Source organism: Kitasatospora sp. NPDC059812 (assembly GCF_042732075.1).
Taxonomy (GTDB): Bacteria; Actinomycetota; Actinomycetes; order Streptomycetales; family Streptomycetaceae; genus Kitasatospora.
In genome coordinates this window covers 16,482-36,134 of sequence record NZ_JBHWIO010000043.1, presented here as the reverse complement: position 1 = coordinate 36,134, position 19,653 = coordinate 16,482, and the positions used below count along the sequence as shown (strand labels likewise).

At 72.2% G+C, this 19,653-nt stretch carries 18 protein-coding genes; 13 read left to right on the top strand and 5 right to left on the bottom strand.

Annotation, left to right across the window (positions count from 1 at the left end; all coding sequences use genetic code 11):
• The first annotated feature begins 31 nt into the window (after nt 1-31).
• From ACFV6D_RS21795 to ACFV6D_RS21770, 6 genes are all read left to right on the top strand, one after another.
• Complete coding sequence (locus ACFV6D_RS21795; protein ID WP_380560821.1) at nt 32-1,012, top strand: TauD/TfdA family dioxygenase; 981 nt, start codon at nt 32-34, stop codon at nt 1,010-1,012.
• Between the two features lie 84 nt (nt 1,013-1,096).
• A complete protein-coding gene (locus ACFV6D_RS21790; RefSeq protein WP_380560820.1) occupies nt 1,097-2,086 on the top strand; it encodes an ornithine cyclodeaminase family protein in 990 nt (329 codons plus the stop codon).
• The gene (locus tag ACFV6D_RS21785) at nt 2,077-3,420 is read left to right on the top strand and encodes a Y4yA family PLP-dependent enzyme (protein WP_380560819.1); all 1,344 of its coding nucleotides are present in this window, start codon (nt 2,077-2,079) and stop codon (nt 3,418-3,420) included. The genes ACFV6D_RS21790 and ACFV6D_RS21785 overlap by 10 nt, the downstream gene beginning before the upstream one ends.
• A gap of 38 nt (nt 3,421-3,458) precedes the next feature.
• Nucleotides 3,459-4,490 (top strand): cysteine synthase family protein, encoded by a 1,032-nt coding sequence (locus ACFV6D_RS21780; protein ID WP_380560818.1) that lies wholly within the window; start codon nt 3,459-3,461, stop codon nt 4,488-4,490.
• 52 nt (nt 4,491-4,542) lie between these two features.
• Nucleotides 4,543-6,006, top strand: coding sequence for an MATE family efflux transporter (locus ACFV6D_RS21775; protein ID WP_380560817.1), 1,464 nt, complete (start codon nt 4,543-4,545; stop codon nt 6,004-6,006).
• A gap of 283 nt (nt 6,007-6,289) precedes the next feature.
• Nucleotides 6,290-7,234, top strand: a complete 945-nt coding sequence (locus ACFV6D_RS21770) for a nitrilase-related carbon-nitrogen hydrolase (protein ID WP_380560816.1) — start codon at nt 6,290-6,292, stop codon at nt 7,232-7,234.
• 138 nt (nt 7,235-7,372) lie between these two features.
• Here ACFV6D_RS21770 and ACFV6D_RS21765 read toward each other — a convergent pair whose 3' ends face one another.
• Together ACFV6D_RS21765 and ACFV6D_RS21760 are read right to left on the bottom strand one after the other, a co-directional pair.
• Entirely contained in the window at nt 7,373-7,975 is a 603-nt protein-coding gene (locus tag ACFV6D_RS21765; RefSeq protein ID WP_380560815.1) for a hypothetical protein, read from the bottom strand.
• Between the two features lie 205 nt (nt 7,976-8,180).
• Nucleotides 8,181-9,032, bottom strand: coding sequence for a LysR family transcriptional regulator (locus tag ACFV6D_RS21760; protein WP_380560814.1), 852 nt, complete (start codon nt 9,030-9,032; stop codon nt 8,181-8,183).
• 94 nt (nt 9,033-9,126) lie between these two features.
• On the opposite strand from ACFV6D_RS21760, the gene ACFV6D_RS21755 reads away from it, so the two are divergent.
• From ACFV6D_RS21755 to ACFV6D_RS21730, 6 genes are all read left to right on the top strand, one after another.
• Nucleotides 9,127-9,858, top strand: a complete 732-nt coding sequence (locus ACFV6D_RS21755) for an SDR family oxidoreductase (RefSeq protein ID WP_380560813.1) — start codon at nt 9,127-9,129, stop codon at nt 9,856-9,858.
• 339 nt (nt 9,859-10,197) lie between these two features.
• The gene (locus ACFV6D_RS21750) at nt 10,198-10,659 is read left to right on the top strand and encodes a hypothetical protein (protein ID WP_380423562.1); all 462 of its coding nucleotides are present in this window, start codon (nt 10,198-10,200) and stop codon (nt 10,657-10,659) included.
• Nucleotides 10,660-11,005: 346 nt separating this feature from the next.
• Nucleotides 11,006-11,719, top strand: coding sequence for a TNT domain-containing protein (locus ACFV6D_RS21745; protein ID WP_380560812.1), 714 nt, complete (start codon nt 11,006-11,008; stop codon nt 11,717-11,719).
• A 283-nt stretch (nt 11,720-12,002) separates the two neighbouring features.
• Nucleotides 12,003-12,905, top strand: a complete 903-nt coding sequence (locus ACFV6D_RS21740; protein WP_380560811.1) for a phosphotransferase family protein — start codon at nt 12,003-12,005, stop codon at nt 12,903-12,905.
• 193 nt (nt 12,906-13,098) lie between these two features.
• Nucleotides 13,099-14,289: a serine hydrolase domain-containing protein gene (locus ACFV6D_RS21735; RefSeq protein WP_380560810.1), complete on the top strand. Its 1,191-nt coding sequence runs from the start codon at nt 13,099-13,101 to the stop codon at nt 14,287-14,289.
• Between the two features lie 47 nt (nt 14,290-14,336).
• Complete coding sequence (locus ACFV6D_RS21730; protein ID WP_380560809.1) at nt 14,337-15,119, top strand: MerR family transcriptional regulator; 783 nt, start codon at nt 14,337-14,339, stop codon at nt 15,117-15,119.
• A 124-nt stretch (nt 15,120-15,243) separates the two neighbouring features.
• On the opposite strand, the gene ACFV6D_RS21725 is transcribed toward ACFV6D_RS21730, so the two are convergent.
• Nucleotides 15,244-16,821: an FAD-dependent monooxygenase gene (locus tag ACFV6D_RS21725; protein ID WP_380560843.1), complete on the bottom strand. Its 1,578-nt coding sequence runs from the start codon at nt 16,819-16,821 to the stop codon at nt 15,244-15,246.
• Between the two features lie 110 nt (nt 16,822-16,931).
• On the opposite strand from ACFV6D_RS21725, the gene ACFV6D_RS21720 reads away from it, so the two are divergent.
• On the top strand, nt 16,932-17,654 hold the full coding sequence (locus ACFV6D_RS21720) for a TetR/AcrR family transcriptional regulator (RefSeq protein WP_380560808.1): 723 nt from the start codon (nt 16,932-16,934) through the stop codon (nt 17,652-17,654).
• A 107-nt stretch (nt 17,655-17,761) separates the two neighbouring features.
• On the opposite strand, the gene ACFV6D_RS21715 is transcribed toward ACFV6D_RS21720, so the two are convergent.
• Complete coding sequence (locus ACFV6D_RS21715; RefSeq protein WP_380560807.1) at nt 17,762-18,823, bottom strand: CU044_5270 family protein; 1,062 nt, start codon at nt 18,821-18,823, stop codon at nt 17,762-17,764.
• 5 nt (nt 18,824-18,828) lie between these two features.
• Complete coding sequence (locus ACFV6D_RS21710; RefSeq protein ID WP_380560806.1) at nt 18,829-19,461, bottom strand: RNA polymerase sigma factor; 633 nt, start codon at nt 19,459-19,461, stop codon at nt 18,829-18,831.
• Nucleotides 19,462-19,653 lie beyond the last annotated feature (192 nt).

The window sequence follows — 19,653 nt, the reverse complement described above, 5'->3', positions numbered from 1 at the left end:
CTCCCCACCCCTGCCCACGGAAGGCCCCGCCGTGCCCACCTGCCCTGCCCCGGTACGCCGTCTCGACACCGCCGCCACCGCGGAACTGACCGCCACCGCCGCCAAGCTGCTGGACTTCCACGGCTCCGCCACCAGCCCCCGCCTGCTGGCCGACCTGCCCGTGATGTGCGCCCAGCTCAGCCGCGAACTCCGGCACGCGCTGCGCCCCGTGGACACCGCCGACGGCCTGTTCGTGCTGCGCGGACTGCACCCGGACGACACGGAGCTGGGCCCGACGCCCGGCCACTGGTCGGCCGTCGGGGACGCGGGCGCGCTGTGGGACGTCGTGCTGCTGCTCGTCTCCACGCTGATGGGGACCCCGATCGCCTGGGACGGCCAGCAGGAAGGCCGGTTCGTACACAACATCGTCCCCTCCCCCGGCCACGAGAGCGAGCAGACCGGCGCCTCCAGCTCCGTCCTGCTCACCCCGCACACCGAGGACGCCTTCCACCCCGGCCGCGCCCACCTGCTCCTGCTGTGCTGCATGCGCAACCACGACAACATCGCCACCACCGCGGCCAGCATCCGCCTCACCGACCTCGCCGACGAGGACGTCGCCCAGCTCAAGCGTCCGATCGTGCCGATCCTGCCCGACGACGCCTACGAGCAGGCCCAGCAGTTCGCCGGCCGACCCGCACCGGTGCCCACCCTCTTCTCGGCACCCGAAGGCCTGACCATGCGCTTCGACCCCGCCTACACGCCGGTCGAGGACGCCGACGAGACCTGGCGCGCTGCCTACCGGCGCCTGGAGGACGAACTCGCCCGCGTCTCGGTGGCGGTGAGCCTGGAGCCGGGCGACGTGCTGGTCGTCGACAACGACATCGTCGTCCACGGCCGCGTCCCCTTCCGGGCGCGCTACGACGGCACCGACCGCTGGCTCAAGCGCGCCTCCGTGCGCGTCGAGGGCCGCCCCACCCGCCCGGTCGCCGAACACGACGAACACGGCTACGGCCAGGCCGCGCTCACCGCCTGACCTGCCTTCCTGCTCTCCTGCTCTCCTGCCATACCGACTTACCGCCTTCCAGATGCCGCCTCACCCATCCGAAAGGGCACCCCCGTGGACCGGGACGACACCACCCTGCGCGTACTCTCCACCAGCGACCTCGCCGGCCTGGACATCACCCTGACCGACGTCGTCGACACCGTCGAACAGGCCTACCGCACCCTGGCCGCAGGCCAGTCCGACAACCCGCGCAAACTCACCGTCAAGCCCGCCGACGGACACTCCGTCTCCTACGCCATGCTCGGCCGCGACGGGGCGCGCAACGTCGTCGCCATCAAGACCTCGTACAAGCACGGCCTCGACAAGGGCCGCGAGGAGCAGCACTACTACACGACGCTGACCGTCTACGACGACGTCACCGGCCTACCGGTCGCCATGATGGACTGCTCGCGCATCGGCTCGCTTCGCACCCCGGCCGTCTCCGCCCTGCTGGCCCGCGAGTGCGCCTCCCCCGACGCCTCCACGGCACTGGTGATCGGCACGGGCACGCAGGGCCGCCTCGCGCTGCCGTTCCTGCTCACCACACTGCCGAAGCTGGAGCGGCTGCTGCTGGCCGGCACCCACCCCGACGGCATAGCCGCCGTCCGCCGGGAGCTGGAGCGCCACTTCCCCGGCCGCGAGCTGGAGTTGGTCACCGACCTCAAGCGCGCCGCGCACGACGCGGACGTCATCGTCGCCACCGCCGGCGCTCACACCTCCGCCGCCGTCGAGGCCGACTGGCTGAAGCCCGGCGCGACCGCGATCCTCGTCGGCCACGGCCTCGCCCCGTCCACGCTGCACCGAGCCGACCGCATCATCGCCACCAGCGAGGCCCAGATGCGCGTCACCGGCACCGACATGGCCGACGCCGACGGCAACCTGCCCGCCGTCGACCTGGAGCTGCCCGCCGCCATCTCCGGCGCCTCCCAGGCCCGTACCGCACCCGGCCAGCGGATCTTCGCCTACAACAGCGGCCTGGTCGTCACCGACATCGCGCTGGGCCACCGCTTCGCCCAGCTCGCCGCCGACCAGAACCTCGGCACCGAGGTCGCGCTGTGGCGCTGACCCTTCCCGCCCACCCCGATCCCCTCCACGACAGGATCGCGGCCGGAGACCTCCTGCACGACCTCTCCCACGCCTTCGGCGGACCGTTCCACTTCGTGCTGCCCGAACGCTTCGACGCCAACCTCGCAGCCTTCCGGGCCGCGCTCGACGAGGCGGACGTGGAGGGCACGGTGTACTTCGCGAAGAAGGCCAACAAGGCCGCCGCGTTCGTCGAACGCTGCGCCCACGCGGGAGCCGGCGTGGACGTCGCCAGCCACGGCGAGCTGCGCGAAGCCCTCGGCCACGGTGTGCGCGGCGAGGACCTCGTCGTCACCGGGCCCGCCAAAGCCGAACCGCTGCTGCGCGTCGCGGCCCTCCAAGGCGCACTGATAGCCGTCGACTCCCTCGACGAACTGAGCCGCGTCCTGCACCTGGACGTCCCCCGACCCGTCCGCATCCTGCTGCGCCGCTTCCCGCCCACCCGAACAGGGAGCCGCTTCGGCCTCACCGACGACCAGCTCGACACCGCGCTGCTGCGCTGCGCCGCGGCGAAGGAGCGGGTCCGGATGGAAGGCTTCAGCTTCCACCTGTCCGGCTACGACGTGCAGCCCCGCGCCGACCTCGCCGGAGAACTCGTCGAACTCTGCCTCAAGGCACGGCTCCTGGGGCTGCAGGCCGACCGGATCAGCATCGGCGGCGGCTTCGCCGTCGACTACGTGCCCGCCGAGGCCTGGCACACCTTCCTCGCCGAACAGGGCCCCGACGACTACCACGCCCGCAAGTCCTTCAGCACGAGCGACTTCTACCCCTACCACTCGCCCGTCGCCGGGGCCGACGCCCTGCGGGCCGTCCTCGCCGCCCGCCCCCACGGCACGGGTGACCCGCTGGCCGGGCGGCTGCGGGAGGCGGGCGTGATGCTGCTGCTGGAACCCGGACGCGCCCTGCTGGCCGGGGCCGGATCCTCGGTGTTCGCCGTCCAGGGCGTCAAGGACCGCCCCGGGTACGGGATCGTCACCGTCGACGGCAGCAGCCTGAGCCTGTCCGAGCAGTGGTTCAACAGCGAGTACCTGCCCGACCCCCTGCTCCTCACCCCGCACCCCGACCAGGACGCCGCAGAGTACCGGGCGTGCGTGGGCGGGGCCAGCTGCCTCGACTCCGACCTGCTCACCTGGCGCAAGATCGCCTTCCCCCGCCGCCCCCGGGTCGGCGACCTGCTCGTCTATCCCAACACCGCCGGCTACCAGATGGACTCGAACGAGTCCCCCTTCCACGACCTCCCCCTGCCGGCCAAGGTCGTCATCCACCACGAGAACGGCCGGCTGCGCTGGCGTCTCGACCGCCGCCCGGCCCTGTGACCCGACACCGCCCCGCTCCCGAGAAAGCGCCCCTCGCCATGACCGACGCCCTCCACCGCCCCCCGGTGGTCACCCGGATGACCGACCTCATCGGCTACACCCCGCTGTTCGAGCTCGCCCGCGCCGACAACGGCGCCCGCCTCCTGCTGAAGCTGGAGATGTTCAACCCCACCGGCAGCGCCAAGATCCGCATGGCCCGGCAGATGGTCCTCGACGCCGAGGAGCGCGGCCTGCTGCGCGAGGGCGGCCACATCATCGAGTCCACCTCCGGCAACACCGGCCTCGGGCTGGCCGTCGTCGCCGCCGAGCGCGGCCACCGCTTCACCGCCGTCGTCGACAACCACGCCGCCGCCGACAAGCTGCGCGGCATGAAGGCGATGGGCACCGAGCTCGTGTACGTCGACGCCGACACCGACGGCGAGGAGCTCCACACCGCCGCCCGCGAGGAACTGGCCGAGGAGATGGCCCGCGGCAAGGACAACACGTTCTTCACCGAGCAGCACAACAACCCCAGCAACGCGGTGGGTTACTTCGCGGTCGGCCGGGAGATCGCCCAGGCCCTCGACAACCGGGTCGACGTGCTGATCGGCGCGGTCGGCACCGGCGGCGGCCTGTGCGGCACCGCCCGCGAGCTCAGGAAGTACGTGCCCGGTGTCTCGGTCGTCGGTGTCGAGCCGAAGGGCTCCATCGCCTTCGGCCCGCCCGCCCATGACTACTACCAGTCCGGCACCGGCACCCCCGAAGGCGCCACCATCGGCCTGCTCGTCGACTACGACCTCATCGACGAGGGCGTCAAGGTCGGCGACGTCGAGGCCTTCGCCACCGCCCGCGTCGTCGCCCGCCGCACCGGCCTGCTCATCGGCGGCTCCGCCGGCGGCGTCGTCCACGACGCCCTGGCCCGCCTGACGGCCCTTCCGCCGGACGCCGTCATGGTCGCGTTCATCAACGACGGCGGCGAGAAGTACATGGATACCGTCTTCAACGACGACTGGATGACCGCCCGCAACCTCATCGACGAGGCCGTCGAGGCCGAGATCGACGAGTCCCTCGCCAAACTCCGCAGGCCCTGACACCCAGAGACGTGACATCCAGAGACGTGACATTGAGAGACTGACACCCACCATGCAGCAGCTGACCACCCTGGCGCGCGACAGCCGCGCCCTCACCGCCCTCGCCGTCCCGCTCGCCCTCACCCAGCTCGCCCAGGTCGCCCTCACCACCACCGACACGATCATGATGGGCGTCCTGGGCACCGAGGCGCTGGCCGCCGGCGGCCTCGCCCTGGTGATCTTCAACCAGCTCCGCACCATGGGCGTCGGGCTGGTCACCTCCGTCGGCAACCAGGTGGCGGCGGCAGCGGCCCGCGCCGAGCGCGGCGCCGAGGAGACCGGTGCCAAGGAGACCGGAGCCAAGGAGACCGGAGCCGCCAGCGAACCGGCCACCGGCGCCGACCACGAGGTCCGGGGCCTGGTGCGGGCCGCGATGGCCGTCGCCACCCTCGCCGGCCTGGCCGGCGCCGTCCTGATGGTCCTCATCGGCCAGGCCGCCACCTGGCTCGGCCAGGACGCCACCGTCGCCCACCGCGCCCAGGGCATGCTCGCCGCCCTCACCCCCGGCCTCGTGCCCTGCCTCTGGTTCCAGGCCGTCCGCCAGTTCACCGTCGGCATGCGCCGCCCCCAGGCCCTGCTGCAGATCACCCTCGCCTCCGTCGCCGTCAACGCCGCCCTCAACTGGGCCTTCATCCACGGCACCTGGGGCCTGCCCCGGCTCGGCCTCACCGGCATCGGCGTCGCCACCAGCAGCGTCTACCTGCTGTCCTTCCTCGCCCTCTACGCCTCCGCCCGCCGCGACCCGCACCTCGCCCCCCTGCTCAGCCTCGACTTCTGGCGCGCCGATCCGGCAACCGTCCGCCGCCTGCTCGGCCTGGGCACCCCCATCGCAGCCACCTACGGCTCCGAGGCCGGGTTCTTCTCCGTCACCGCCCTGCTCGCCGGCAGCTTCGGCCCGGCGGCGCTCGCCGCCCACACCGCGGTCAACCAGCTCGTCTACATCGTCTTCCAGGTCGCCGTCGGCCTCTCCCACGCGGCCTCCATCAACGTCAGCCGCGAACTCGCCCTCGGCGAGCACGCGGCCGCCCGCCGGATCAAGAACACCGCACTCGCCTGCGGAGCCGTCGTCACCGCCCTCGTCGGCATCGTCTACCTCACCGTCCCGGACCTCGTCCTGCGCCCCTACTTCGACCCGGACGCGCCCGCCGACCAACAGGGCCTGACCATCGCGACCAGCCTCCTCGTCATGGTCGCCGTCCTGCAGCTCTTCGACTGCGCCCAGAACATCGGCGTCGGACTGCTACGCGGCCTCGACGACACCAAGAGCGGTTTCCGCATCACCCTCATCGGCTACTGGGCCGTCGGCCTGCCCTCCGCCTGGCTCCTCGCCTACCCCCTCGGCGGCGACATCCGCGGCCTCTGGTTCGGGCTGCTCATCGGCCTCGCCACCACCGCCGCCCTCCTCCTGCGCCGCTACAGCCGCACCCTCACCGCGAAGGCCGCCGCGGCGCCCGAGGCCGTCTCCGCCGGAGCCTGACCGCCCGCCGGAGGTGCCGGGGCAAGGCCCGCCCCGCCCTCCGGCGGCACGTGTCGTTCTTTCGCGGGCCCCCGCCCCTTGCCGGAACGTTCCGGCATGGCTAGATTCTTCACCACGCCAGCAAAGCTGACTGAACTTTCAGTTATGCCGCAGGGTCGCGCCAGCACCAGAGAACAGAAGGAACACCCATGACCACGTCCACCACCACCGGCCGCACGGCCGCAGGGGGCCCCGCCTCCCGCACCCGCCGGACGTCCCGCCGGCAGACGAGGACGGTCCGCCCGTGACCTCGTACGCCGTCCTCACCGCCTTCGGCTCCCCACTCGGCTCCCCCGGCCGCACCAAGCCGGCCGAACGCGCACCACTGCGCGTCGGGCTCGTGCAGATGCGCTGGCACGCCGACCCGGCCGAGCACGACGACCGGCTGCGCGAGGGCGTGGCACTCGCCGCCGAGCAGGGCGCGACGATGGTGTGCCTGCCCGAGCTGACCCGCAGCCCCTACTTCTGCAACACCGACGACCCGATGGCGGAGGGCGCCGCCCGCTACCTGGAGGACGTCGAAACGGGGCCCACCGCCAGCCTCGCCGCCGAACTCGCCGCAGAACTGGGCATCAGCGTCCACGCCTCCTTGTACGAGCGCGCCGAGGACGGCGGCCTCGGCTACAACACGGCCATCTGCGTGGACCGCGACGGCACCCTCGTCGCCCGGACGCGGAAGAACCACATCCCGGCCTTCCCCGGCTACCGCGAGGACCTGTGCTTCCGCCCCGGCGACAGCGGGTTCCCCGTCATGACCCACCAGGGCGCCACCTTCGGCTTCCCCACCTGCTGGGACGAGTGGTTCCCCGAGCTCGCCCGCGCCTACGCGCTCGGCGGCGCCGAGGTCCTCGTCCACCCCACCGCCATCGGCTCCGAGGTGGACCTCCCGGACTTCGACACCCGGCCCATGTGGGAGCACGCCATCAGCGCCAACGGCCTCGCCAACGCGCTGTTCATGATCGTGCCCAATCGGATCGGGACGGAGGGCCGGTCCACCTTCTACGGCTCGTCGTTCATCTCCGACCCGTACGGCCGGATCCTGCTCCGCGCCCCGCGCGACCGGCCCGCCGTCCTGGTCGCCGACCTCGACCTCGACCAGTGCCGGGACTGGCGGGAGTTCGGCCTCCTGCGCACCCGCCGCCCCGAGCTGTACACCCCGCTGACCGCGACGAACCGCACCGACGCCTGACCGGACGCCCCGGCGCACCCCCGCCGGGGCGTCCCGCCGCCTCGTCGCCCCGCCGCCCCGCCGGGCGCCGGATGCACGCCGGGATCGGCGTCAACTAAGCCACCCAGTAACGCAGTTGACGCACCCGCCGCGCCGGCCTCAGCCAGTGGCCGTCGGAGTGGGCGAAGCCGCGCCGGTGGGCGGGGCCTGGCAGGACAGGACGACCATCACACTCACACCCTGACCGGGCTTCGACGCACCCGCCGAAACGGTGTAGCCGTCGGGCTCGTGGACGGCATCGAACTCCCAGGTGGGCGCGGTGGACTGAGCGTCCGAACCGGACGCCAACGAGGTGATCTTGAAGCCCTCGCCGGCGAGCTTCTCCCGCAGCGCCCGCAGCACCTCGGGGCGCTTGTCGTCCTCGGCCTTCAACAGGACCCCCGAGCTGAGCTGATAGGCCTCGCCCTCATCGGCCACACCCAACCCCCGCCCCTGGCACCTGTAGTAGCCGACGAGCTTGCTCCACGGATCGCGCTCAAGGCCCGTCAGCTCGCGCACGTGGTCCTGGACCCGATCCGTCCGGGCCAGCGCCTCCTCCCGGGACTCGACACGTGTGGGCGCGCTCGGTGTTCCCGATCCTCCGCCCGGCGACCCCACGGACGAGCACGAGCCGAGCACCAGGGCGCCCGACACCATCACCACGGCCGCGCAGGCCGCCCGGACGGCCGCCCCGGACGGCACGGCCGTCGATCTCTTCAACAAGTGCAGTACTCTCCCCCGATGACAGGTGTGCGTTGTGCCATCCGGATGCTACGGCACCACCGGGGAGGCTCCGCAGGTGGCGCCGAAGCGTGACAGCTGACACCAAGGCGCGCGCGTACCGATGGACCCGAGGGACCCGGGGAGCCATCTGACGAGCACGATGAACCGGGCCACCACAGGTGGAACCCGGCCGGACATGTGGGAACTACGGGAGACGTGTCGCCGTCCGGACGAGGTCGGCGACGGCCCTGGACCGACTGTGCGGTGGCCAGGCGATCACGGTGGTGACTTTCGGCGCGTCCAGCACGGGCACCGCGGCGAGGCCACCGTGCAGTTGGGCGCGGCACGACTCCGGTGAGACCGCGCAAGCCCGGCCGAGCGCGACGAGCTGCAACAACTGTGCGTGGTCGCGGACTTGGGGTCCGGGTCCGGGTGCATAGGTGCCGTCGGGTTTGGGCCAGCGTGGCAGCGGCAGGCCCGGCAATCCGGTGATGTCGGCCATGTGTACGTGGTCCCGGACGGTCAGCGGATGCCCGGCCGGCAGGACCGCCACCTGGCCCTCCGTGCTGAGCGCCTCGGCATGGAGCCCGGCCGTCGAGTCGAACGGCCGGTGCAGCAGCGCCACGTCGGCCCGGCCCTCGCGCAGAAGTCGTCCCTGCTCGGCCGGGCCGCACAGGATGACGTCGACGGGGACCGAGCCGGGTTCGGCGGCGTACGCGTCGAGCAGTTCCGCCAGCAGTTCGCTGGACGCGCTGGCCTTCGTGACCAGGACCAGGCCGGGGCCGCCGGTGGGGGAAGCGGCGGCGCGGCGGGTCCGACGCTCGGCGGCGCCGACCGCCTCCAGGACCGCCCGGCCCTCGACCAGCAGCACCGAGCCGGCCTCGGTCAGCGTGACGGTGCGGCTGGTCCGATCCAGCAGCGCTGCCCCGAGCCGGCGTTCGAGCTGCTGGATCGCCCGTGACAGCGGCGGTTGCGCGATCCCGAGGCGCTGCGCGGCGCGCCCGAAGTGCAGCTCTTCGGCGACGGCGACGAAGTAGCGCAGTTCCCGGGTCTCCATCCGGCCACGGTACTCCGGATCAATACCCGGACGGTATCGGTGCCCACCCGATCGGTCTTGGACCCCAACCGGGGGCCGCGGGCAGCATGGCCCCATGAGCGAACGAACGACTGCGCTGGTCACCGGCGCGAACAAGGGAATCGGCTACGAGATCGCCGCAGGCCTGGGCGCCCTCGGCTGGAGCGTCGGCGTCGGCGCCCGCGACGACCAGCGCCGCGAGGCCGCAGTGGAGAGGCTGCGCGCGGCCGGCGTCGACGCGTTCGGCGTCCCGCTGGACGTGACCGACGACGCGAGCGCGACCGCCGCCGCCCGGCTGATCGAGGAACGGGCCGGGCGCCTCGACGTGCTCGTCAACAACGCCGGCATCGCCGGCGGCATGCCGCAGGAGCCCACCCGGGTCGACCCCGCCACCATCCGGACGGTCGTGGAGACCAACGTGATCGGCGTCATCCACGTCACCAACGCGATGATGCCGCTGCTGCGCCGCTCCGCCTCACCGCGGATCGTGAACATGTCCAGCAGCGTCGGCTCCCTCACCCGGCAGTCAGGAGCCGCCGCCGAGCAGACGGCGGGTCCGGTGGCCGTGGCGTACGCGCCGTCGAAGACGTTCCTGAACGCCGTCACCCTCCAGTACGCCCGGGAGCTGAGCGGCACGAACATCCTGATCAACGCCGGCTGCCCCGGCTACGTCGCGACCGACCTCAACGGCTTCCACGGCGTGCGCACCCCCGAACAGGGCGCGGCGATCGCGATCAAACTCGCGACCCTGCCCGACGACGGCCCGACCGGCCAGTTCTTCGACGACGCCGGCGTCGTGCCCTGGTGATGCGCACGGCGGCCGCTGAACCGGCCGCCACTCCGGCGCCCGGGGATCCGCATCGCAAGGTCACCACACCCGCATGGTCTTGTCCTGTCCCGAGCGCCTGGTCACTGCGAAGGCGAACCGGTTGACAGAAGGCTGCCATGCCGGGCGTCGCGACCGGCGAAGAGCGGTTCAGCCGGGGCTTCCCGGGGCGAGGTGGCGACATCCTAGATCATCAAGTTGAGGTTCTGTCAGGTTCCGCGACTTCGACTCCGGATCCACCACCGGTTGTGCTTCCCTTCGTTCCGGACCGCCGAGTTCGGCGGCCCGGTTCTGCCCCGCGACACACACGATGGAGACGGAATGCCTGAGAACGAGACCGTAACTGGCGCCACCCTGCGCACGCTGACCCTGGACATAGAGGGCCGACCCTCCACCACGTGGCGCCTTGACGACCCGCAGGTGCTCGCCGATCTGAAGAAGACTCCGTTCGTCCTCGCCGAAGGTGCCCACTACAGGCTCAGTTACAGCTTCACGGTGAGCGGTGACATCGTGTCCGGCCTCAAGTACGTCTCCGCAGTCTTCCGCAAGGGTCTCAAGGTCTCCAAGGACCAGCAGATGCTCGGCTCATTCGGCCCGCAGGACAAGGAGCACACGGTGCGCCTTCCCCGGCACGGCTGGGAGGAGGCTCCGAGCGGGCGGCTGTCCCGCGGCAACTACACCGCCAAGTCAACCTTCGTGGACGACAACGGCACGACGCTCGGGGAGCTTGAGTACGCCTTCGACATCACCGAGAACTGGCCGGCCACCGAGTCGACCAGCTGACACACCTCCTCACTTCCTCTCCACGCCAAGGGCAGGCACTCGCCGTTGCCCTTGGCGTGGCCCCGCACCACCTCGGTTTCCGGGCCCGTCCGACGCCGTGACGCGCTCCACCGAGCAGGAGGTGCTCTCCGGGTTCCGACCGGGCCCTCCGCGCCGAAGCGCGACAGCCGACACCGAGATCGGCCGAACGGGTGGGCACCAGCGGCGCCGGAAGCCTTGTGCGTGCACGAAGGCAAATCGCCGTGCGTAACTGTGCGCGGGTCCAGCGGGCACACGGTCCGCCGTACGAGCCGATGGCCGCAGCCCTCCCCGTCCCGCCCCGCCCCCCGAACGGAGTCGCCCACCCATGCGCACCCCCGCTCTCGCCGCCCTCTCCCTCGCGCTCGCCCTACCCCTGACGGGGTTGGCCGCCACCGGCACCGCCGCCGCCCAGTCCCCCGCCTCCCGAGGGGTGCCGATCACGGAGTGCGCGGGCGTCCCCAAGGTCCGCGACGCCGGCGCCGAGGACTACCTCTGCACCCGGAAGGAACTCGGCCCGGTCACCCTGCCGACGGACTCCGTGGTGACCAAGCTGCTGGCGGGCTACGACCGGCTGGGCGGAGTGACGCCGGTACGCTTCCTGGACTGGTACCGGGACTGGAGGGGGTGGAAGTACCCGGACAACAACGGCTTCACCGACAACAACGGCACCCTCGACATGGCCGTACAGAGCATGACGGAGCACCAGAAGCTGGACCGCTTCGGGAACAGCGCCTACGGCTCGTTCCTCGCCCCCGGCGGCACGCCGTTCCCCCAGCGCGCCCTTCCGCCGGACTCCCTCAACGGAGGCGAGGACAACTACCACTGCTTCGAGGTGCAGAAGCCGTTCCAGGTCCAGCAGGGGCACATCGCGGGCGCGTTCTCCCAGCCGGGCAACGGACTCCAGCAATGGCTCGACCCGGCCCTGAAGCCGGGCGACATCCCGGGCACGTACGACGTCGCCGCCCTCATCACCGCCGGGTACCTGACCGAACACGTCGCCGACAAGAACTTCTGTCTGACGGGCAACGACGCCGCCTGACCCCCACCCGGGCAGACCGCGCTGCGCACGGTCGGCAACCGACACCCGCCCCGCCCGGCAACGCGCCCGGCGGGGCCGGCGCGGCAGTCGGCACGGGTCTGTGACCTGCGGCGACACCGGGACGGTCCGGCCTTCGGCACTCCCGCTCCGATCGCCGCCGCCTCTCGCCCGGCGTGCGGGTTGAGCACCCTCCGCAGCACCTCCGCACCATGGCGCGGGAAAGTCCGGTGCATCGATGACTGCCGGCCCCTAGCATACGTGCGTGAACCTTTCGCATCTCGGCGTGCCGATCGGACCGATGATCCGTGTCCACGGCGGGTTCGCCAACCGGACGTACCGGCTCGACACCGACCAAGGGTCGTTCGCGGTGAAGGAGTTGAACCTCGTCGACCGCCGCTGGACCTATCGCGTCGAGGACGTGTTCAGGTTTGAGCGGGCGGCCTTCGCCGCCGGCATCCCGATGCCGGAGCCGATCTCGGCCGGCCAGCACACGCTCGTGCACCGATGGGTCGAGGGAGAGAAGGTGCCGGAAGCACCGGTGTCGGCGGCGTACGCGTTCGAGATCGGTGAGATCCTCGCGCGCATCCACGCGCTCGACGTCGCGTGGACCCATGTGCCGATCGAGGAACCGACGTCACGGGACTGGCCCGAGCTCGCCGCGCGGGCGGCGGCGACCGGACAGCCGTGGGCCGACGAACTCGCCTCTCGCGTCGAGACGTTCCTCGCGATCACCCACTTCGTCGACACCTGCGAACGGCCGGGCCCCGTCGTGCTGACCCACAAGGACATCCACCCGTGGAACCTGCTCGCTCGGGAGGGTCGGCCGGTGGTGCTCGACTGGGAGCTCTCGGGAATGCTCGACCTGTCCGGTGAGCTCGGCTCGACCGCGCTGAGCCTCGCGAAGGGGCCCGGCTTCGACCACATCGAGCCCACCGTCTTCCGCTCGGTCCTCGACGGCTATGTCGCGGGGGGCGGAGCGCTGCCGCCGTCAGGTCCGAGCTGGTTCGTGTTCATGATCGGCGGCTGGCTGGGGCACACGAGGTGGAACATCCTCCGGTGCCTCGCCGGTGTCGAGGCGAGCACCGGCCCTGACCTCGCGCTGTCGCACGAGTCCGTGCGCAACGGCTTGCGCGGCCTCCCCGACCTGTTCGGCCGACTTCCGGAGTTCGAGGCGCTGCTCGTGTGACAGTGACCCGCGCCTGTGCCCGATATGCGGCGCAAGGCGCGCCGGACGACGACACGGGCGGCGACACGGACGACCGAGCCCCCGCCCGACTGTGAGCCAGATCACCGTTGAGGTTGACCCTGGGTCAGGGCTCAAGCTCCTCGCAACGGCACGACGCCGACCGGGCGTCACCGATGCGAAGGAGCACACCACCATGCCACTCCCCGTTTCCGGCCCTTCCGACCAGGACGAGAGCACCCTGCGGACCGTCGCCCTCGGCGCCCCCGGGCAGGACCGCCCGGAGCTGCAGAAGGCGATCGAGGAGATCGTCGACTCCGGTTTCACCGGGGTGTCGCTGCGCGTGCACGACGAGCGGGGCGCGTGGGTCGGCAGCGCCGGGGCGGCCGAACTGGGCGGGGCCGCGAAGCCGCCGACGGACGGGCACGTCCGGATCGGCAGCAATACCAAGACCTTCACCGCGACCCTGGTGCTGCAACTGGTGGCCGAGGGCAAGGTCGGGCTGGACACCCCGGCGGCGCACTACCTGCCCGAGTTCGGGCTGGACGGGCGGATCACGGTGCGGATGCTGCTGCAGCACACCAGCGGGGTGTTCAACCACACCGGCGAGGTCTACGCCGACGGGACGGTCGCGCCGGGCATCCCCATCCCCTACGGCACCACGGGCAGGGAGTGGATGGACAACCGGTTCAAGACCTACCGGCCGCAGGAGCTGGTACGGCTGGCGCTGTCCAGGCCGGCCCGGTTCGAGCCGGGGGCGGGCTGGAGCTACTCCAACACCAACTACGTGCTGGCCCGGCTGCTGATCGAGAAGGTCACCGGCCGCCCGGTCGCCGAGGAGATGCAGCGGCTGATCCTGGGGCCGCTCGGGCTGTCGGGCACCGTGCTGCCGGGCGCCTCGCCGGAGATCCCCGAGCCGCACGCCCACGCCTACTACCGGTACGAGGACGCCGGCGAGCAGAGGACGATCGACATCACCCGCCAGAACCCCTCCTGGATCTCCAGCGGCGGCGACATGATCTCCACCACCCGGGACCTCCACACGTTCATCTCCGCACTGCTGGGCGGCAGGCTCCTACCGGCCCCGCTGCTGGCGCAGATGTGCACCCCGCACCCGACGGGCATCCCGAGCATGGACTACGGCCTGGGCGTGTTCGTGGTGACGACGGACGGCGGCGCCACCGTCGTCTCCCACAACGGCGCCGCCGTGGGCCACGCGGCGCTGATGTACAGCACGCCCGACGGCAGCAGGACCCTGACCGCCGCGCTGAACTGCGTGGACGACGCCGCCCTGTCCATCGGCGGGGCGTTCCAGCAGGCGATGCACAGGCTCGTCGACGAGGTGTTCTGCGGCGGGCCGGCCGATCCGGCCCGGCCGACGGACTGATGTCGTGTGCGGAGCCACCGAGTTCGAATACGAGGCAGGATTGGCGGATGAACGGAGTCACGATCGGGCAGGCGGCGGCATTCGTCGGCATCACGGTGAAGACGGTGCGGCACTACCACAAGCTCGGCCTGGCCGAGGAGCCGGAACGCGACAGCTCCGGATACCGGCGGTACGGATCGGCCGACCTGTTGCGGCTGGTGCAGGTCCGGACGCTGGCCGCCGCCGGGGTGCCGCTGGCCGAGACCGGGCCCCTGCTCGACGCCGACGCCGCGCTGTTCACCGCCAAGCTCGCCGACGTTGAACGTCAACTCACCGAACAGATCGAGGAGTTGACCGCGCGGCGCGACACCCTGCACCGGCTCGCCGACGGCGACCGGGCGCTGCTGCCCGACCGCGCCGTGGCACTGCTGGAGCGGATGGCCGACCTCGGCTTCACCCCGGACGAGGCGGCGGCCACCAGGGAGGGCTGGGTGCTGGCCAGGGCCCTGGTCCCGGAAGGCTTCGACGACTACCTCACCCATGTCGAACACGCCCTGCTGGACAGCCGGTTCGTCGCCCTGCTCAAGCGCGGCGCCGAAGCCGCGACCTGGGAGCCGGACGACCCGCGCATCGCCGAACTCGCGACCGCCGCGGCCGACCACTTCCTCGCCAACCCCGCCCAGCTGAAGATCGTGACCGGCCTCCAAGCCCGCACCGAAGCCGCGACCCGGTACCAGCTGATCGCCCACCACGGCGAAGAACAGGGATCGGCCGAGGCCCGGCTGGTCGCGCTGGTCGAGACCAGACTCCGCTCCGCCAGCGTCCGCATCCCCAGGCCGGACTCCCCCTGACCGGCCCGCACTCCGGTTCTTCGACCCGGGGCGGGAACGTCAGGAGGAGGAGCCGTGGCCGTCGTCCTCCCGACCAGCTTCGAAGTCGCCGGGTCTCGGCACACCGGAGTCGCCGCACCGAAGTTCAGCGCACCGGCTTGGGGGCGGGCGAGGGGGACGGGGCGCCCGCCCAGCGGTGCAGGGCGGCTTCGAGGGCGGCAGCGTCGGCGGCGGCGGCGGTGTCGGTGGTGTCGCAGGCCCAGGCGACCACTCCGTCCGGGCGGACGAGGACTGCGGTCGGTGTCGCGCTGTCGTCGGTCACAGCGGTCACAGCGGTCACCCGCCTGGGCCAGTCCGAGGCGAGGCGGGTGAACGCGCCGTCCGCCGTGCGGTCGAGCAGCAGGAACCCGCCGCCGTGGCCGTGGTCGACCAGCCGGGAGCCGTCCCCCAGCCACAGGTCGGGGACGTACCGCCCGACCAGCGGGTGGTCGCCGGGCAGGTCGATGCGCTGCGTCACCCCGGAGATCTTCTTGACCGCGTGGGTCGCGCCCGCCCCGGTGCCCAGCAGGTCGGCGACGACCTCCCGGAGCGCGGCCGACTTGGCGTCCCCGCGCATCACCCCGATCTGGGCCCGCGTCCAGTCCAGCACCCAGGCGCCGAGGGGGCGGCGCTCGGCGTCGTAGGTGTCGAGCAGCCCTTCGGGCGCCCACCCGGCGACCACGGCGCCGAGCTTCCAGCCGAGGTTCATCGCGTCGCCGACCCCGAGGTTGAGCCCTTGGCCGCCGAACGGCGAGTGCACGTGCGCGGCGTCGCCGGCCAGGAGCACCCGCCCCGAGCGGTAGGCCGCGGCCTGGCGGGCGTTGTCGCTCCAGCGGGTCGCGGGGCCGCGCAGCGCGGTGAGGGTGACGTCGGTGCCGGAGACCCGGCGCAGGCTGCTCTGCACCTCCTCAAGGGTGACCGGCGCGGAGCGGTCGGCGGGGCCGCCGTCGAACTCCACGGTGACCACCCGCCCGGGCTGCGGCCCGTAACGGTAGGCGCCCTTGGTCGACCACGCCCATCCGTCCGCGAGCATCGTGGGGTCGGCGATGTCGACGACCGCCAGGTGTCCGGTGAGTTCGGGGTCGGTGCCGGGGAAGCCGATGCCCGCGAGGCGGCGCACGGTGCTGCGCCCGCCGTCGCACCCGACCAGCCATCCGGTGCGCACCGTGCCGGCGGTGGTGGTGACGAGCACGCCGTCGCCGGTGTCTTCGAGCGCGGTGACCTCCACCCCGCGACGCACCGCCACGCCCAAGCGCGCGACCTGGCCGGCCAGCAGTGCCTCCAGCTCGCGCTGCGGCACCATCCGCGCTCCGTCGACGGCGGTGTGCGCGGCGAGGTCGGCGTCGGACCAGTCCACGAGGTCGGCGTCGAGGACCATCCCGGCAAAGTGCCCGGTGAAGCGGGGTGCGCGCGCCGGCCGGCCGCCGCCGGGCGGCTGGTCGACCGCGCGGGCGAACGACCCGACCCGTTCGAGCTGCTCCCGCTGCACCTGTTCGGCGGCCGGCAGCAGGCCGCGGCGGTCGAGCGCCTCGGCCGTCGGGACGTTGACCGCCCCCGCCTTCATCGACCGGTCCGGCTCGGCGAGCCGTTCGAGCACCTGCACCGTCGCCCCGGAGAGCGCCAGCTCGGCGGCGAGCACGAGGCCCACCGGCCCGGCGCCGACCACGGTCACGTCCACGTCCATTTCCCGCTGCACGTCCCGGCTCACGGCCTGGTTCGAATCCTGGTTCACATTCGTAGTCACGAACAGTGTTCTATAAACGAACGGCGTTCGTGTCAAGCTATGATGGTCCGGTGAACCCGAGAGAGCGACGCGCGGCACGCCACCAGCCGCCGAACCCCGACGCCGAGACCGACCCCAGGCCGCGGCGCCGCAAGGCCCCCATCACCGTGGACCAGGTCATCGACACCGCGCTGGACGTCATCGCCACCGAGGGCTACGAGGCACTGACCATGCGCCGCCTCGCCGGCGCCCTCGACACCGGACCCGCCTCGCTCTACGCCCACGTCGTCAACAAGGCCGACCTCGACGAGCTGCTCATCGGACGGCTGTGCGCCGCGCTCGCCCTGCCCGAGCCCGACCCCACGGCCTGGCGGGACCAGATCCGCGGCGTCTGCACCCAGATCCGCGACCAGTACCTGGACTACCCCGGGATCTCCCGCGCCGCGCTCGCCATGGCCCCCACCGACCTCGAAACCATGCGCGTCAGCGAAGGGATGCTGGCGATCCTGCTCGCTGGCGGCGTCGCCCCACAGGCCGCCGCCTGGGCCGTCGACGCGCTCCTGCTGTACGTGGCCGCCTACTGCCTCGAAGCCTCGATCGTGCGCCAGCGAGCGGCACACGACGACGACGCGTGGGTCCTCGACCGCGACGAACTGCAGCGCCGCCTCACCGCCCTGCCCGCCGTGGCCTTCCCCCACACCACCCGCCACGCCGCCGAAATCACCGCCGGCACGGGCCACGACCGCTTCGACTTCACCGTCTCCCTGATGATCGACGGCCTCGCCCGCCGCTAGGAGCTCTCTGTCCAACTCTGTTCACACAGCTCCGCCCGCCGCCCCGGCCCGAAAACGAGGGCCGGAACGACGGGCGGAGCGACGGGCGGAGCGACGCGCGGGTGCGGTCAGGCCTGGGCGTTGCCCGGCTGGCGGCCCGGGGCGTCGGCGGCGGCGCGCTTGAGGACGGCGGTGTTCGCGATGACGGTGCCGGGCTTGACCCCGGAGACCTCGGTGACCTGGACGCTGCGCTCGCCCAGGAAGGTGTAGGAGCTGCGGTCGAAGATGATCTCGTCTCGGGAGCCGGTGGCGGTGTTGGTACGGGCGATCGCGATGCCGGTGCGCCCGGCGGCGTCGGTGGCGCTGTCGACGAGGACGACACCGGGGATGCGGGCCGCAGCCTGGTAGAGCGCGGCGGCGAGCTCGCCGGGGACGGCCTGCTCGCGGATCAGGTCGCCGATGGTGACGAACGCCTGCTGGTCCGGCCCGCTGCCGCTTCCCTTGGTCTCGGTGTAGATCTTCTGCAGCAGTTCCTGCGGGTCGGTGGGCAGGGTGCGCAGGTAGTCGTAGGAGGGTGCGTTCAGGTGGTTGCCGCTGTCCGCCGAGAGTGCCGCGCCGCCTTCCGGGGACTTGCCCTCTTCGGTGAGCCAGCCCGTGCGGCCGTCGGCCGAGTGCCAGATCTGCCGCTGGTGGGGCTTCTCGACCCACACCTTCGACGTGCCGCTGCTGAGGTCGACGGAGCCCGCGAGGTGGGAGACGGTGCTCTCGATGTAGACGTACTGCCCCGGGCGCAGGACGACGTCCGGCGCGGCCTTGGCGGCCAGCGAGATCCGCTCCACCGCGCCGGCCAGGCCTGCGGTGTCGCCCGCCGAGACCTGGATGACGGGCGCGGAGATGCGCTCACTGCCCGCGGGGGTTGCTCCCGGGCTGCCGAGCGTGGTGGCCGCCACGGTGGCGGCGAGGGCGAGGGCCGCCACCGTGGTGGGCACGGCGATCAGCAGCCGCCGACGCTTCCTGGCCTCGGGGCGGACCGGCACTGCGGCTTCGGTGGTACGGGTGATCTCGTTCATCAGGAACTCCTCGATCTGGCGCTGCCGGCCGAACGGGACGGCAGGTGCTCCGGCCGCCGGCAGCAGGTGCCTCAGCTCCGTGTCATCGAGCGGCTGCCGCCGCTGCGGGATGCTGGTCATCTGCTTCACTCCTTGTTCGACCGGGCCGGAACCATCCGGCCACCCTGTACTTGTCCGGCTGCCCGCAGGGGTTCCCGGCGAGTTTTCGAGGCCTGCCGCAGTTCCTTGTCGGCCAGGGCACGCAGCCGGGTCCGGGCCCTGGAGAGCCTGGAGCGCACGGTGCCGACCGGGATGCCGAGGGCCTCGGCGGCCTCGGGGTAGCTGAGGTCCGCCCACACGCACAGCGAGAACACCTCGCGCTCCCCACGACGGAGTTTCTCCAACGCCGCCTTGGCGGCCAGCAGCTGATCGCGGTCGGCGAGCCGGCCGACCAGCTCGTCGGCGAAGTCCGGGGCGGGTTCGGCGATCGGCATGCGGGCGAGGGCGGCCGCGTGCCGGCGGGCGGCTCTGGCCCGGTTGCGCAGCACGTTGACGGTGATGCCCATCAACCACGGGCGAGGAGTGGCCCCTTCGTCGCGAAGCTTGTCCCGCAGGCGCCAGGCCTCCAGGAAGACCACCGCCATGACGTCCTCGGCACCGGCGCGATCCCCGCTCACCCGGACCGCGTGTGCCAGAACCGCGCGCGAGTGCTCCTGGAACAACTGCCGGAAGGCGCCCGGGTCCCCGGCTCTGATCCGTTCGTGCAGCGAATAGTCCACACCTCTGGTTGTCCGGCCACCGCGAAGCAGTTCCAGTGAGCTGCGTCACAGGTGTGCCGGCAAGCGGCGGATGCCTTTCGCGCTGACGACGGGTCCTCCGCGCAGGTGCCGATTTGAGCGGCGGCACCTGCGCGGCGGGCACGGTGTGGCGCAGGCCCCGGGGAACCTGGGGGCCCCCCGGCCGGCCCCCCA

Bases quoted from the DNA above. Each gene is read 5' to 3' on its own strand.
- ACFV6D_RS21780 (WP_380560818.1), top strand. From the start codon at position 3,459: ATGACCGACGCCCTCCACCGCCCCCCGGTGGTCACCCGGATGACCGAC.
- ACFV6D_RS21775 (WP_380560817.1), top strand. From the start codon at position 4,543: ATGCAGCAGCTGACCACCCTGGCGCGCGACAGCCGCGCCCTCACCGCC.
- ACFV6D_RS21760 (WP_380560814.1), bottom strand. From the start codon at position 9,032: ATGGAGACCCGGGAACTGCGCTACTTCGTCGCCGTCGCCGAAGAGCTG.
- ACFV6D_RS21755 (WP_380560813.1), top strand. From the start codon at position 9,127: ATGAGCGAACGAACGACTGCGCTGGTCACCGGCGCGAACAAGGGAATC.
- ACFV6D_RS21750 (WP_380423562.1), top strand. From the start codon at position 10,198: ATGCCTGAGAACGAGACCGTAACTGGCGCCACCCTGCGCACGCTGACC.
- ACFV6D_RS21745 (WP_380560812.1), top strand. From the start codon at position 11,006: ATGCGCACCCCCGCTCTCGCCGCCCTCTCCCTCGCGCTCGCCCTACCC.
- ACFV6D_RS21735 (WP_380560810.1), top strand. From the start codon at position 13,099: ATGCCACTCCCCGTTTCCGGCCCTTCCGACCAGGACGAGAGCACCCTG.
- ACFV6D_RS21730 (WP_380560809.1), top strand. From the start codon at position 14,337: ATGAACGGAGTCACGATCGGGCAGGCGGCGGCATTCGTCGGCATCACG.
- ACFV6D_RS21725 (WP_380560843.1), bottom strand. From the start codon at position 16,821: ATGGACGTGGACGTGACCGTGGTCGGCGCCGGGCCGGTGGGCCTCGTG.
- ACFV6D_RS21715 (WP_380560807.1), bottom strand. From the start codon at position 18,823: ATGACCAGCATCCCGCAGCGGCGGCAGCCGCTCGATGACACGGAGCTG.